The sequence below is a fragment of the Aeromonas sp. S8(2024) genome, assembly GCF_041403085.1.
Lineage (GTDB): Bacteria > Pseudomonadota > Gammaproteobacteria > Enterobacterales > Aeromonadaceae > Aeromonas > Aeromonas dhakensis.
In genome coordinates, this window is the sequence record NZ_JBGLRF010000002.1 from 388,437 (window position 1) to 403,196 (window position 14,760).

11 protein-coding genes are annotated in these 14,760 nt (G+C 64.1%); 4 read left to right on the forward strand and 7 right to left on the reverse strand.

Annotated elements, in window-relative coordinates:
- Position 1: 1 nt before the first annotated feature.
- Entirely contained in the window at positions 2 to 538 is a 537-nt protein-coding gene (locus ACB031_RS06405; RefSeq protein WP_025201329.1) for a YbhB/YbcL family Raf kinase inhibitor-like protein, read from the reverse strand.
- Between the two features lie 214 nt (positions 539 to 752).
- Positions 753 to 2,009, reverse strand: a complete 1,257-nt coding sequence (locus ACB031_RS06410; protein WP_005303296.1) for an adenylosuccinate synthetase — start codon at positions 2,007 to 2,009, stop codon at positions 753 to 755.
- A 191-nt stretch (positions 2,010 to 2,200) separates the two neighbouring features.
- Here ACB031_RS06410 and ACB031_RS06415 point away from each other — a divergent pair, with 191 nt between their 5' ends.
- Positions 2,201 to 3,109 (forward strand): LysR family transcriptional regulator, encoded by a 909-nt coding sequence (locus tag ACB031_RS06415; RefSeq protein ID WP_005303295.1) that lies wholly within the window; start codon positions 2,201 to 2,203, stop codon positions 3,107 to 3,109.
- Positions 3,110 to 3,179: 70 nt separating this feature from the next.
- Here ACB031_RS06415 and ACB031_RS06420 read toward each other — a convergent pair whose 3' ends face one another.
- On the reverse strand, positions 3,180 to 4,538 hold the full coding sequence (locus ACB031_RS06420; protein WP_117402657.1) for a TAXI family TRAP transporter solute-binding subunit: 1,359 nt from the start codon (positions 4,536 to 4,538) through the stop codon (positions 3,180 to 3,182).
- Positions 4,539 to 4,759: 221 nt separating this feature from the next.
- Complete coding sequence (locus tag ACB031_RS06425; RefSeq protein ID WP_010633253.1) at positions 4,760 to 5,899, reverse strand: MalY/PatB family protein; 1,140 nt, start codon at positions 5,897 to 5,899, stop codon at positions 4,760 to 4,762.
- 161 nt (positions 5,900 to 6,060) lie between these two features.
- Between ACB031_RS06425 and ACB031_RS06430 the strand changes: the two genes are divergently transcribed.
- A complete protein-coding gene (locus ACB031_RS06430) occupies positions 6,061 to 7,233 on the forward strand; it encodes an MFS transporter (protein ID WP_010633254.1) in 1,173 nt (390 codons plus the stop codon).
- A 55-nt stretch (positions 7,234 to 7,288) separates the two neighbouring features.
- Here the strand turns inward: ACB031_RS06430 and ACB031_RS06435 are convergent, their stop codons facing one another.
- Positions 7,289 to 8,173 (reverse strand): LysR family transcriptional regulator, encoded by an 885-nt coding sequence (locus tag ACB031_RS06435; protein WP_010633255.1) that lies wholly within the window; start codon positions 8,171 to 8,173, stop codon positions 7,289 to 7,291.
- A 117-nt stretch (positions 8,174 to 8,290) separates the two neighbouring features.
- A complete protein-coding gene (locus ACB031_RS06440) occupies positions 8,291 to 9,046 on the reverse strand; it encodes a YciK family oxidoreductase (RefSeq protein ID WP_279462002.1) in 756 nt (251 codons plus the stop codon).
- A 233-nt stretch (positions 9,047 to 9,279) separates the two neighbouring features.
- Between ACB031_RS06440 and sohB the strand changes: the two genes are divergently transcribed.
- The gene (sohB, locus tag ACB031_RS06445; protein ID WP_123245549.1) at positions 9,280 to 10,287 is read left to right on the forward strand and encodes a protease SohB; all 1,008 of its coding nucleotides are present in this window, start codon (positions 9,280 to 9,282) and stop codon (positions 10,285 to 10,287) included.
- A gap of 72 nt (positions 10,288 to 10,359) precedes the next feature.
- Here sohB and astB read toward each other — a convergent pair whose 3' ends face one another.
- A complete protein-coding gene (astB, locus tag ACB031_RS06450; protein WP_371139214.1) occupies positions 10,360 to 11,697 on the reverse strand; it encodes an N-succinylarginine dihydrolase in 1,338 nt (445 codons plus the stop codon).
- Between the two features lie 361 nt (positions 11,698 to 12,058).
- Between astB and topA the strand changes: the two genes are divergently transcribed.
- Positions 12,059 to 14,680 carry a type I DNA topoisomerase gene (gene topA, locus ACB031_RS06455; RefSeq protein ID WP_005303279.1) on the forward strand — a complete coding sequence of 874 codons (2,622 nt, stop codon included), beginning with the start codon at positions 12,059 to 12,061 and terminating at the stop codon, positions 14,678 to 14,680.
- Positions 14,681 to 14,760 lie beyond the last annotated feature (80 nt).

A 14,760-nucleotide genomic window follows, 5' to 3' on the forward strand; every position in this document is an offset into this window, starting at 1 on the left:
CCTAGGGGGTGACGAAGGTGGCGGTCAGGGTGGCCTTGCCAAGGGCCATGCTGTTGAGCATGTAGCCTACCATGGCGGGCGGGGTGTCTGCCTTCACCTCCAGGGGCTGGGGCAGGGCCCAGGCGGTGAACTGGTAGCGGTGCATGCCGTGGCCGGCGGGCGGGCAGGGGCCGCCGTAACCCTGGCTGCCGAAGTCTGTTTTCAGCTCCAGCCCCTGCTTGAGCTTGCCGGAGGCATTGCTCGGCAGCTCGTTCTGACTGGCCGGCAGGTTCACCACCAGCCAGTGCCACCAGCCGCTGCCGGTGGGGGCGTCCGGGTCATAGGCAGTGATGGCGACGCTCTTGGTGCCGGCGGGCAGGTCTTGCCAGCTCAGCTGGGGCGAGCGGTTGTCGCCGCTGCAGCCAAAGCCGTTGAAGCTGAAGGCCTTGTCCATCAGCTGGCCTTCGTGGATGTCGCTGCTCTTCAGGGTCATGGCACTGGCGGGCAGGGCCGCCACGCACAGCAGGGAGAGCAGGGTGGTTCGCTTGGCAATCTTCATGGTGAGGCTCCTCGGTGGATGATGGGATCAGTCTAGCGAAGAGGGGGAGAAGGTGAGTGACTCAACCGCTCAAAGTGGCCTGCTTGCTGCCATGATATGAGTCGTTGTGTTGATTGCTGGTGAGGGCTGAGAAAGCGCGGTGGCGTGCCCGGGCATAAAAAAACCGGCATCCTGGATGCCGGTTTTTTACTGTGCTGACAGCTGATCGCGCGACTTAGCGCAGGATCATCTCGTCACGGCCCGGGCCGACGGAAACCATCGGCACCGGTACGCCCAGCAGCTCTTCGATGCGCAGTACGTACTGCTGAGCCGCTTTGGGCAGCTCGGCGAAGGTACGGCAGCCGGTGATGTCTTCGCTCCAGCTTTCCATCACTTCGTAAACCGGCTTCAGACCGGCAGTTTGCGGCCAGATCGGGTTCTCGGTGTGGGCACCTTCGTAGGCGACGCAGATCTTCAGATCTGGCAGGCCGGTCAGGCAGTCCAGCTTGGTCAGCGCCACTTCGTTGGCAGCCTGCAGCTCGACACCGTTCTTGGTGGCGACGGCGTCGAAGTAGCCGACGTCACGGGGACGACCGGTGGTGGCGCCGAATTCGTTGGCGATCTTGCGGAACTCGTCCTGGTTCTCCATGGCGGTCAGCAGGGTGCCGGTACCGACGGAGGTGCTGAACGCCTTGGCGACGGCGATGACGCGCTCGGGACGCAGACCCGGCAGGCCGCCACCGATGCCGGCATAGGCGCCGGAAACGTGGGAGGAGGTCACCCAGGGGTATTCGCCGTAGATCAGGTCACGGCCGGCGCCCAGCTGGGCTTCGAACAGCAGGGTCTTGCCTTCGGCTTGCAGTGCTTTGAGCGGCATGCTGACGTTGCAGACGGAGTCGATCCAGGGTGCGGACACTTCCAGCAGCCAGTCGGCCATCTCCTGGGCGGTCTGGTTGAATTCGAAGGTCGGGTAGAGCGCTTTGAGCTGCGGCAGTTTCCAGTCGAGGAAGAATTGAATGCGCTCGACCAGTACTTCCGGCTGCTTCAGCCAGCCCACCAGGATCGCTTTCTTCATGACGCGATCGCCGTAGGCGGGGGCGATGCCCTGACGGGTGGAACCGTAGGCGCCGTCGCCCAGGCGCTGCTCTTCTAGGGTATCTTCCATGGCGTGCAGCGGCAGGCAGAGGGTGGCGCGATCAGAGATGGCCAGCTTGGGAGTGACGCCGGAGGCTTTCACTTCGTCCAGCTCGACGGTCAGTTTCTCGGGGCTGATCACCATGCCCGGGCCCAGCACGACCAGGCAATCCGGGTTGAACACACCGCTCGGAACCTGGTGCAGCTTGAAGGTGCCAAGGTCGTTGACGACGGTATGGCCGGCGTTGTTGCCGCCCTGGAAGCGAATGCTGGCGCCGGCTTGGCCTGCCAGATAATCCACGATGCGGCCTTTGCCTTCATCACCCCAGTTGGCACCTACGACTACGATAGACGACATGACTCTTTCTCCTAAGACGTTAGGCGATCATCCTAGGAGGCCGGGGCGGATTAGAAAAATTAATTATCTTTATAATTCCGATAAGAGAGTCATATAATTGCGGCGAATTTATCGGCAAACTGCCCCCTTGCCGCGCCGCCTCGCCGTTGTCGAGCAGGGTGGCCGCTGCCGGGCGGCACAAGAGGATCCCCATGCTGGATATTCACTGGCTGCACACCTTCGTCACCCTGGCCCGGCTGCAGCACTTCGGCCAGACCGCCACCGAACTGCACATGACCCAGCCCAATGTGAGCCTGCACCTCAAGAATCTGGAGCAGGCCACCCGGGTCAAACTCATCGAGCGCAGCCCGTTTCGGCTGACCCAGGCCGGCGAGCGGCTGCTGCAAAGCGCCGAGCGCGCCATCGCCGAGCTGCAGCTCTGCCAGTCCGATCTCAACGCCCTCAACCAGCTGAGTCAGGGGACGTTGGCCATCGCCGCCAGCGACATCATCTCGCGCCTGCTGCTCATTCAGCCCTTTCAGCGCTTCAAGCAGGAGTTCCCCGGCATCGACCTCACCCTGTTCAATACCACTTCGGATCAGGCGGCTGAGCTGGTCAAGGCGGGCAAGGCGGATCTGGGTTTCGTGATGGCGCAAAAGCGCAGCGAGCCGCTGTTCTACACCGAGTTGCAACAGGTGACCTGGTGCGCGCTGGGCCACGGCCTCGCCCGCTGGCAGGCGCGGGCGAAGGCGGGGGAGAGCGATCCCCTCGACGAGCCTACCCTGATCCTGCTGGGGCACGACACCCGTACCCGGGCGCTCATAGACCCCTCCCTGCCGCTGCTTGGTCTGCCCAGCTGCCGCATCATGGAAGTGGGCAGCGTGGACGCCCAGCTCGATTGGGCCGAGGCGGGCTTCGGGGTGGCCATAGTGCCGGACTTCTCCATTCACCCGCGGCTCAAGCTGACCGCCCCGGTGACCCGGCTCACCGATTTCCCCGGCACCAGCTTAGGGTATGTGGTGCGCCAGAACCAGGTGCTGTCGCGCGCCATCAAGCAACTGCTGCACTGGGTGGAGCAGGAGATCCAGCGCCCGGCACCGTTGCCGGACACTGGGGCTTGAGCCCACCCAATATCGAAATAAAAAGAGGCCACCCTTGGGTGGCCTCTGTCGTTGTGGCTGTTTGGCGCTCTTACTGGACAGGCGTGCCCTCTGCGGCCGGTGCCGGTGCTGTCGATGCCGGTTCGGCGGGGGCCGGCGAGGCGGGTTGTGCCCCGCTCACCACGGCAGAGGGGCTTGGCGCGGCCGTGCCCGTCAGCGTGCCGCCCTGCTCCACGGCGGCCCCTTCGAGCACGCTACTCGCGCCCGGCTCGGTGGTTGTGGCTGCCGAGGGGGTCGGCAGCAGGGCGCCAGGGGTCTGCCCGGATGAAGTGGCGGGCGTGCCTTCCGGAGAGGGGGCGCCCGTCGCGCCGGCAGCTTGCTTCGCGTCCTCACCGGCGGGGCGTGCCATCTCGGTGGACTGCGCCGCTGAGGTTGCCAAAGCCTCCGAGGTGGCCGGAGCCGGGCTCAGGCTCTCGGGCAGCAGGGTGGGCGGGGCATCCGTCATGCCGTCGTGGCGCGGCACTTCCGCCTCACCCAGCATCCCCTCCAGGGTGAGGGCGGTGAGGGCCGGATGGAGGCGGGTGAACTGCTTGAGCCGGCCGCTCAGCACGTCGCGCACGGTGCGCACCTCGCTATCCGGCAGGCTGGCCAGCGCCACCAGCTCGGCGGTGACGGCGAAGGTGTTGATCCCGCTGGTCTGACCCGGATAGAGGTTGGCGCCGATGCGGCCGCGCTGATAGTAAGGGTGCTGCTTGAGCAGCCTGTCTATCTGTTCCCCCTCGATGGGGATGAGGCGCGCCTTGCAGCGGCCGGTGAGATCGCCGATGGCCTGATTGGGGTGGCCCGCCACCACGAAGGCGGCGTCCAGGGTACCGTCACAGAGCCCCTCCAGCCGGTTGTTGGCCGCGGCGGGGATGAGGGGGGCAAAGCTCTTGGCCTGCCAGCCCATGGCGTCGAGCAGCGCCTGGCTGGTGACCCGTTCCCCGGAACCCGGGTTGCCGAGATCGACCCGCTTGCCTTCGATGTCGGCCAGGGTGTTGATGTTGCTGGTGGCGCTGGCAAGCAGGGTCAGCGACTCCTGATGGAGGCGGTAGAGGCTGCGCAGCTGATCGGCGGGGGGCTGGCCCTGAAAGGGGCCCGTGCCGTGAGCGGCGTGATGCAGCACGTCCGACTGCACCAGCGCCAGCTGGATGTTGCCCTGCGCCAGCGCCTTCAGGTTGGCGAGGGAACCCGAGGTACTTTGCACCGAGCAGTGCAGGCCGTGGCTGCCGCTCTCTTCATTGAGCAGCCGGCAGATGGCGCCGCCGGTCGGGTAGTAGACGCCGTTCAGCGGCCCCGTGCCGATGGTGAGATAGGTGGCGGCCTGCAGGGGCAGGGCCAGGGTCGCTGCCAGCCAGGGCAGGGCTCGGCGCAGCCGGATGGGCAGAAGATGCAAGACGCGTTGGAACATAGTGAACCGGATCATTGGCTGATAAAAAGGATGGGTCAGCCCCATCCCGGTTGGCATCGGGCCGTTGCCCGCAAGAGGGCGGCCGGTGCCGTGTTGGGTGGCCCCTGGCGCCCCGGGATGGCCGGGGTGGGGCGTCGCCAAAATATACCCTATTGCGTGCGGATTCGGATCGGGTCGGACAGATTATATTGCGGGGTCGGCCGGCGCCGCCCCGCAGGGGCTCAGCGGCGAGCCAGGATGGCCTTCTCCATGCGGGCCAATGCCTCGACGAGGCGGGCCCGGGTGCAGCCGAAGTTGAGCCGCACGAACTGGCCGTCGCCAAACTGGGCACCCGGGGAGAGCCCCACCCCGGCCTGCTCGAAGAAGGCGATGGGATCGTCCAGCCCCAACGCGCTCACGTCGATCCAGGCGAGGTAGGTGGCCTGATGGCGCGCCAGCTTGATGCCGGGCCAGCGGGCGACCGCCTGCTCGATCAGCGCCAGGTTGGCGGCCAGGTAGTCGAGCTGCTCGCTGAGCCACTGTTCGCCCCCTTCATAGGCCGCCTCGGCGGCCACGAAGCCCAGCAGGTTGACGTCGGCACTGATGCCGCGCATCGCCTGCTGCAGCTTGAGGCGCAGACGGGCATTGGGCACCACCGCGAAGGCGCAGCAGAGCCCGGCGATGTTGAAGGTCTTGCTCGGGGCCATCATCACCGCCGAACGCTCGGCCGCCGCCGGGCTGATGGCGCCGTAGGGGATGTGACGGGCGTCCTTGTCCAGCAGCAGGTCGCAGTGAATTTCATCGGAGCAGATCACCAGGTTGTGGCGCTCGGCGATGGCGTCGATGGCCAGCAGCTCCTCGCGGGTGAAGACGGTGCCGCCCGGGTTTTGCGGGTTGCACAGCAGCAGCAGATCCGCCGCCGGCGCCTGGCGTTCCAGCTCCTCGATATCCAGCACCCAGCGGCCGGCCTCTTCCACCATGGGCACGGTGAGCAGCGGCCGGTCGTTGAAGCCCGGCGCCTGCAGGAAGGGGTAGTAGACCGGCTTGGGGGTGATGATGCCACGCCCGTGCTGGCTCCAGGCCTTGCAGGCCAGGTTAAGACCGGGCACCACGCCGGGCAGAAAGACGAGCCACTCGGGCTGGATGGTCCAGCCATAGCGGCTGGCCAGCCGCGTGATGATGAGTTCGATTAGCCGGGGAGAGGGGCGCGAGTAGCCGAAGATGCCGTGGGCGACCCGCGCAGTGAGGGCCTCGACGACGGCAGGGGGGGAGACGAAGTCGGTGTCGGCGACCCACATGGGCAGCACGTCCTGTCCCTTGTACTTGTCCCATTTCAGGCTCATGGTGCCGCTGCGATCTATTTCCCGGTCAAAATCAAACATGTGAAATCCTTATGCTGGCCAGTGGGCTTTCACTGTACGGGGTCGGCGACGGGGTCGCAAGCCTTGAGGTGGCTCTTGATAATGACATAAAATAAGCGGCGCCATTTCATGCACTTGCCGAATTTTGGCCAGTTTTCTTCCCTCCAATCAGTGGTAATTCTATGCGCTTGTTGACTGCTGCCCGCAACAGGACGGATCCCGTCTCTCTCTCTTTTCTGGCCGTGACCTTCATGACCGGGGTGGCGGTGGCGCTGCAGGTGCCCACCCTGAGCCTGTTCCTGGCCGAGGAGGTGCAGGTGCGCCCCTTCCTGGTGGGGCTCTTCTATACCGTCAACGCGGTGATCGGCATCCTTATCAGCCAGTGGCTCGGCCACCGCTCCGACAACAAGGGGGATCGCAAGCGGCTGATCCTGCGCTGCTGCTTCGCCGGCGTGGTGCTCTCCCTGCTGTTTGCCTGGAACCGGCAATACTGGCTGCTGGTGAGTCTGGGGGTGCTGCTGGCGAGCCTGGCCGCTACCGCCAGCCCCCAGCTGTTCGCGCTGGCGCGTGAATACGCCGACAGCCGCAACAAGCGGGCCGACATGTTCAGCTCGGTGCTGCGGGCCCAGTTCTCGCTGGCCTGGGTGATAGGGCCCCCCATCGCCTTCGCGCTGGCCATCGGCTACGGCTTCGAGGTGATGTACCTCGCCTCCGCACTGGCCTATCTGCTCTGCGCCTTCGTGGTGTGGCGCTGGCTGCCCTCGCTGCCGCTGCCGGTGATGGACAGCGAGGTGGAACGGGTCAGCAGCTGGCGGGATCCGTCGGTGCGGGCGCTCTTTATCGCCTCCACCCTGATGTGGACCTGCAACAGCATGTACCTCATCAACATGCCGCTCTACATCACTCGCGAGCTGGGGCTGGAGGAGAAGCTGGCCGGGGTACTGATGGGCACGGCGGCGGCTCTCGAGATCCCCTTCATGCTGCTGGCGGGCCACTACACCCAGCGTTTTGGCAAGCGCCCCATGATGCTGCTGGCGGTGCTGGCCGGGGTGGGTTTCTACGTGGGGCTGGTGACCCTGTCGAGCCAGCATGCCCTCATTGCGCTGCAACTGCTCAACGCCATCTTCATCGGCATCGTCGCCGGCATCGGCATGTCCTACTTCCAGGATCTGATGCCGGGTCGCGCCGGGGTGGCGACCACCCTGTTCGCCAACAGCATCCGCACCGGCTCCATCATGGCGGGGGCGATAGCGGGGACTGTGGCGGAGATCTGGAGCTTTCACGGGGTCTTCATGGTGGCCATGGGACTGGCGCTGTTGGCACTGGCCGCCTGCTGGCGGGTGCCAAACGTCTGAAGCCAAAGGGGTGGGTCTGCCCCGCCTCACTGCCTGATGGCGGCGGGGGTACGGGCTAGCGGTCGCTGTCGTCCTGATATTCGTTGCGCAGGCAGCGCAGCAGCAGCTCGGTGGCCGGGCCCAGGGCATCGGCCGACGGGGTCAGCAGATAGGTATAGAGGTGGCGCTCGTTGCCACCTGCCAGATCCAGCGCCACCAGCTCGCCGCTCGCCAGCTCCTCCTGCACCAGGTGGCGGGGCAGCCAGGCGTAGCCGAGGCCGAGTTTGAGCATGGCGATCACCTCGTGATAGTGGGTCGCCTTCCAGCCGGTGTCGTCCGCATCGTTCCAGTCCACCGAGCGGTGAATGGGAGGATGTAGGCTGATCTGGTTGTGGCCGGCCAGCGCCTCGGCAGCGATGGCGCCGCCCTGGGTGGCGAGCGGGTGATCGGCCGCGCAGAGCGGCAGCAGACACACCTCGTCCAGCGGCAGACCGGTGCGATCATGAGGCAGGTGTTCGGAGAGCATCAGATCCCCCACCTGCAGGGCGTTGAAGTGGCAGTGGATGCGCTCGTGCAGATTGACCCGGCAGCCCCGGCTGCGGGGGTAGAAGTGGGCCAGCGCCCGATAGAGCCGCTCGCGCGGCTGCATCACCGACACATAGAGGTTGATCTGCGGCTCCCACTGCCGCTCCAGGTTGTTGGCCAGGTTCTCCAGCTCTTCCACCTGCTGGCTGAGCTGACGGGCCCGCTTGAGGAAGATCTCCCCCGCCGGCGTCAGCACCGCTTTGCGCCCTCTCACCTCCAGCAGGGCCACCCCCAGACTCTGCTGCAGCTTGGCTACCGCATGATTGAGGGAGGACTGGCTCTTGTTCAGCGCCTCGGCGGCCTGGGCGTAGCCGCCACAATCCACCACGGCCTGAAAGATCCGCCATTGCTCAAACGTGCTCTTGGGACGAAACATATCTCAACCTGATAAGGGACTGGATGGAACGGGCCTTGCCATATTCGCAACAGGGTGCCGACGGCACCCTATTGAATTTAACCCCATGCCGCGCAGGGTTGGGGTTATTTTGTTGATTTATTTGGGCTGGGCCACAAAGGTCTGGCCGGTTTTGCCCTTGCTGTCCACTCCCATCAGATAGAGATAGAGCGGCATCAGGTCGGCCGGGGTCTTGAGGGTCTGCGGATCTTCGGCCGGGAAGGCACTGGCCCGCATCTTGGTGCGGGTGCCGCCCGGGTTGAGGGTGTTGACCCGCACCGCGGTGTTCTCCAGTTCGTCCGCCAGCACTTCCATCATGCCTTCGATGGCGAACTTGGAGATGGCATAGGAGCCCCAGTAGGCGCGGCCCTTGCGGCCCACGCTGGAGGAGGTGTAGACGATGGAGGCATCGCCGTGCTCCTTGGCGGTCTGGCGAATGAGCGGCAGCAGCGCCTGGGTCAGCAGGAATTCGGATTTGACGTTGACCTGCATCACCTCGTCCCACTCCTGCTCCTGGATGTGTTCGAACGGTGACAGGGTGCCGAGCAAGCCGGCGTTGAACAGCACGCCGTCGAGGCGGCCGAACTGCTGGGCGAAGGTCTCGGCCATGCCGCGATAGTGGGCGGCGGTCGCCCCCTTCAGATCCACCGGCACGATGGCGGGCAGCGGGTGGCCGGCCGCCTCGATCTGGTCGTAGACCGCCTCCAGCTTGGCGCTGGTGCGCCCGAGCAGGATCACGGTGGCGCCGTGGGCCGCATAGGTGAGCGCCGCTTCGCGGCCGATGCCGTCACCGGCACCCGTGACCAGAATGACCTTGTCCTTGAGCAGATCCTGGGGGGCCTGATAATCGAACATGACAACTCCTGTTAACAATTCGTGGCTGATGCGCCCGGCAATAGAGGGGCAAGTGTACTGATCCCGCACGGCGTTTGACCAGTATGAGATGGCAAAAATGTGAATAAATCAGAGGGGTTGTGATTGTCGATTGGCATTTCTGACGGGTTGACGCAGAGTTTTTGCGCGCACCGGGCAAACTCCCTAGAATGTGAAAAAATCGTCCCCCCGGGGGCACACCAGTGGAGCATCAAGTGGCATTTTTGACCGAATACGGCCTGTTCCTGGCCAAGACCATTACCCTACTGCTCGCCATCGGCGCCGTCATCCTGATGGTGGTAAGCAGCCGTCAGCCCAAATCCCGCAAGGGGGAGCTGGTGGTGACCGATCTCTCCAGCGAGCTGGAGCAAGGGCGTCACCAGTTGCAGGCTGCATTGGCCGGCAAGGCGGAGCGCAAGCAGCTGGAGAAGGCGCGCAAGGCCGAGCACAAGGCGCGAGCCAAGAGCGAAGATGCCCGCAGCCGGCTGTTCGTCATCGATTTTCACGGCAGCATGGATGCCAGGGAGGTGGCCTCCCTGCGCGAAGAGGTGAGCGCCGTGATAGGGGTGGCCCAGCCGGGGGACGAAGTGCTGCTGCGGCTCGAATCCGGCGGCGGCGTGGTGCACGGCTACGGTCTGGCGGCCTCCCAGCTGCAGCGGCTGCGGGATCGTGACATCAAGCTGACCGTGGCCATCGACAAGGTGGCGGCAAGCGGTGGCTACATGATGGCCTGCGTGGCGGATCAGATCCTGGCGGCGCCGTTCGCCATCGTCGGCTCCATCGGGGTGATCGCCCAGTTGCCGAACTTCAACAAGCTGCTGAAAAAGCACGACATCGAGTTCGAGATGCACACCGCCGGCCAGTACAAGCGCACCATCACCATGTTCGGCGAGAACGACGACCTAGGGCGCGAGAAGTTTCGCGAGGAGCTGGGCGCCATCCACGAGCGCTTCAAGGCATTCGTGGCCGAGCACAGACCCAACCTCGACATCGACAAGGTCACCACAGGCGAGCACTGGCTGGCGAGTCAGGCCAAGCAGCTCGGGCTGGTGGACAGCCTCTGCACCAGCGATGACTATCTGCTGGCCCAAGCCAGCCAGCACAAGGTGGTCGGCATTCGCTACAGCAAGCCCAAGAGCCTGACCCAGAAGCTCGGCCAGCAGGCGGCCGTGGCGCTGGAGTCGGGTCTTGGTCGGCTGTGGCAGCAGGGGCCCTGGCGCTGAGGCGCAGTTCAAGGACGGAAAAAAGAGAGCCGGGCACTTGCCCGGCTCTCTTTTTTATAGGGTTGGAGCGCCTTAGCGCTGGAACGGGTAGACGGAACCCAGTTTCAGGATCTGGGTCAGCTCGTCCAGCGCGGTGCGGGACTCCATGACCAGCGCCGGATCGCGCAGGTCGTCCAGCGCCAGGCTGTCGCGGTAGTGTTTCTCCACCCAGGCGTCCAGGCGGGCAAACTGGCCGTCGTTGATGAGGCAGGCCGGGTTGACCGCGGCGAGTTCGGTGTCGTTCATGGCGACCCGCAGTCGCAGACAGGCGGGGCCGCCACCGTTTCTCATGCTCTGCTTCACGTCCATGTAATGGACGTCCTTGATGGGGGTGCCCAGGGTTACCAGCTTGGCCAGATAGGCTGACACCGCCGGGTTGTCGCGGCACTCGGTAGGGGCGATGATCGCCATCTCGCCGGAGGGCAGGGTCAGGATCTGGGTGTTGAACAGATAGGACTTCACCGCATCCTGCACCGACACCTCGGCAGTGGGCACCTCGATGAAGTGCAGCTCGCCGTCACCGAACTTGGTGCGCACCTCGGCCAGCGCCGAGGCGGTGTTGAGGAACGCCTGCTGGTGGAAGAACAGCACGTTCTGGTTGCCCACCGCGATCACATCGTTGTGGAAGACACCCTGATCGATCACGTCCGGGTTCTGCTGGATGAAGACCGCACTCTCGTCCCCCAGGCCGTGCAGGCGGGCGATGGCCTGGCTTGCTTCCAGGGTCTGGCGGGCCGGGTAGCGTTTGGGGGCGGGCTGGGAGACGTCGAAGGCGCTGCGGCCATAGACGAACAGCTCGACCCCGGACTCGCCATAGGCGCGGCACAGCCGGGTGTGGTTGGCGGCCCCCTCGTCACCGAAGTGGTCGTTCTCCGGCAGGTGCTGATGGTGATAGAAGTGGCGGTCGTTGTTGAACACGGCGCGCAGGATGCGGCCGGTCACCTCGGGCTCGAGGGAGCGGTGAAACTTGTTGGTCAGGTTGGCGGGGGTGAAGTGGATGCGGCCATCCTGGGTATCGGCACTGGGGGAGACGGTGGCGGCGTTGGCGGTCCACATGCTGGAGGCCGAGTAGCAGGCGGCCAGTACGGCGGGCGCCTGTTTGGCAGCCAGGGCCAAGACGCTTGCATCGTTGCCGGTGAAGCCGAGGCGACGCAGAGTGGCGAGATCCGGTCGTTCCTGCGGGGCCAGTACCCCCTGCACCATGCCGAGGTCGGTCAAGGCCTTCATCTTGCGCAGACCCTGCTTGGCGGCCTCCTTCGGATTGGACGCTTCCTTGGCATTGTTCTGGGAGGCGACGTTGCCATAGGACAAGCCGGCATAGTTGTGGGTCGGGCCGACTAGGCCGTCGAAGTTGACCTCGAAGTGCTTCATTGAGTACATCCTTTCGATTTTTATATGGGTAGCGGTTCCTTCCGCGCACAATGCTGCGGGATGCAGCCATTATAAGGAGATTTTGTCTTTTGTAACAAGCTGATAACGAAACTGGTTTGTTATGTTACAAGAGCGGTTGGTTATGTCGTTTCCAATATAAAAAGAGGGTGGATATAGCATAAAAATAAAAAAGCGGTTGCTTCCCGCGGCTCGGCTTCGCATTAATAAATAAAGAAGCAAGGTGGTTCGGGCTGCTGGGCAAATTTGCTCACAAGATTGCTTTTTCCCGTCAAATCTCTTATACAGCCCCACAAAACCGCACACCAACCCCGTCGGGTGCAATGAGGATAATAGTTACAGCATGGGCAAATCACTGGTCATAGTGGAGTCTCCGGCCAAGGCCAAGACCATCAACAAATATTTGGGCAAGGACTACGTGGTGAAATCCAGCGTTGGTCACGTGCGCGATCTGCCGACCAGCGGCAGCGCCAGCAACGAGCCCAAAAAACCTGTCATTCGCGGCATCAAGCTGAGCGAATCAGAAAAGGCTGCCAAGGAGCGCAATGCCCTGTTCTCACGGATGGGGATCAATCCGACCGCAGGCTGGCAGGCCAACTACCAGATTTTGCCCGGCAAGGAAAAAGTGGTCAGCGAGTTGCAGAGTCTGGCCGAGAAGGCCGACACCATCTATCTCGCAACCGACTTGGATAGAGAGGGGGAAGCGATCGCTTGGCACCTGCGCGAGATCATCGGCGGCGACGACAGCCGCTACAAGCGCGTGGTGTTCAACGAGATCACCAAGACCGCCATCCAGGAGGCGTTCGCCCAGCCGTCCGAGCTGAACATTCACCGCGTCAATGCCCAGCAGGCCCGTCGTTTCCTCGACCGGGTGGTGGGTTACATGGTCTCCCCGCTGCTCTGGAAGAAGCTGGCCCGCGGCCTCTCCGCCGGCCGGGTACAGTCCGTCGCGGTGCGCCTCATCGTCGACAAAGAGCGCGAAATCAAGGCGTTCGTACCGGTGGAGTTCTGGGATCTCAACGCCGACCTGCTGACCGGTGATAACGCCGATCTGCGGATGGAAGTGGTCAGTCGCAACGGTGCCGACTTCAAGCCGGTGACCCAGGCCGAGACCTTCGCCGCCGTGGCCGCCCTGGAAGGGGTTGACTACAAGGTGGTGAACCGGGAAGACAAGCCGACCGGTTCCAAACCGTCCGCTCCCTTCATCACCTCCACCCTGCAGCAGGCGGCCTCCACCCGGCTGAGCTTCGGGGTCAAGAAGACCATGATGATGGCCCAGCGCCTCTATGAAGCGGGTTACATCACCTATATGCGTACCGACTCCACCAACCTCAGCAAAGAGGCGGTCGAGGCGGTGCGGGAATACATCGGCGAGCAGTATGGCGCGGCCTATCTGCCGGCCGAACCGAACCTGTACGGTGCCAAGGCCAATGCCCAGGAGGCCCACGAGGCGATCCGCCCCTCCAGCGTGCTGGTGACGGCCGAGATGCTGGAAGGGATGGAGCCGGACGCCATGAGGCTCTATGACCTCATCTGGCGTCAGTTTGTCGCCTGCCAGATGACCCCGGCCCAGTACGACTCCTCCACCCTGACCGTCAAGGCGGGTGAGTTCGAGCTCAAGGCGCGTGGCCGCACCCTGCGCTTCGCCGGTTGGACCAAGGCGCTGCCGCCCATGGGCCGCAAGGGTGAAGACAGCCAGCTGCCGGCGGTGACAGTCGGTGAGGTGCTGAAATTGGTCAAGCTGGATCCGCGTCAGCACTTCACCAAGCCGCCCGCACGCTTCACCGAAGCGGCGCTGGTACGCGAGCTGGAAAAACGCGGCATTGGCCGTCCGTCCACCTACGCCTCCATCATCTCCACCATCGTCGACCGTGGTTATGTGCGGGTCGAGAGCCGCCGTTTCTTCGCCGAGAAGATGGGCGAGATCGTCACCGACCGGCTGGTGGAAAACTTCGTCGAGCTGATGAACTACGAGTTCACCGCCAAGATGGAAGACAAGCTCGATGGCATCGCCGAGGGGAGCCTGGAGTGGAAGAAGGTGCTGGACGCCTTCTACGCCGAGTTCACCCAGGAGCTGGAAAAAGCGGATCTACCGGTGGAAGAGGGGGGCATGCGTGCCAACCAGATGGTGCTGACCGACATCGACTGCCCGGATTGCGGCCGCAAGATGGGCATTCGCACCGCCACCACCGGGGTCTTCCTCGGCTGCTCCGGTTACGCCTTGCCACCCAAAGAGCGCTGCAAGAAGACCATCAACCTGGTCTCCGCCGACGAGTTCGTCTCCGCCACCGACGGTGACGAGGCCGAGACCGAGGCGCTGCGCGCCAAGCACCGCTGCGGCGTGTGCGGCACCGCGATGGATGCTTACATCATCGATGACAGCCGCAAGCTGCACGTCTGCGGCCGCAACCCGGATTGCGACGGCTACGAAATTGAAAAAGGCCAGTTCAAGCTCAAGGGCTACGAAGGGCCGAGCATCGAGTGTGACCGCTGTGGATCCGAGATGCAGCTCAAGAACGGCCGCTTCGGCAAGTACATGGGTTGCACCAACGACACCTGCAAGAACACCCGCAAGATCCTGAAAAACGGTGATATCGCGCCGCCGAAGGAAGACCCGGTGCCGCTGCCGGAGCTGAAATGCACCCAGTCCGACGCCCACTTCGTGCTGCGCGACGGGGCCGCCGGTCTGTTCCTGGCTGCCAGCAACTTCCCGAAATCCCGCGAGACTCGTGCGCCGCTGGTGGAAGAGCTCAAGCGCTTCAAGGAGCGCCTGTCGCCCAAGCACCAGTACCTGGCCGATGCCCCGGCGTCAGATCCTGACGGTAACGCCTCCATCGTGCGCTTCAGTCGCAAGACCAAGGAGCAGTACGTGATGACCGAGGTCAACGGCAAGGCGACCGGCTGGACGGCGCACTACGACAACGGCAAGTGGCAGGAGAGCCTGGCCAAGTCGAAGAAGGCGTGATTGCGCGCAGTTCACACTCTGATGAAAGAGGCCCCTTGCTGGGGCCTTTTTGTTTTCGGATGGCGGTATACTGAAACCGC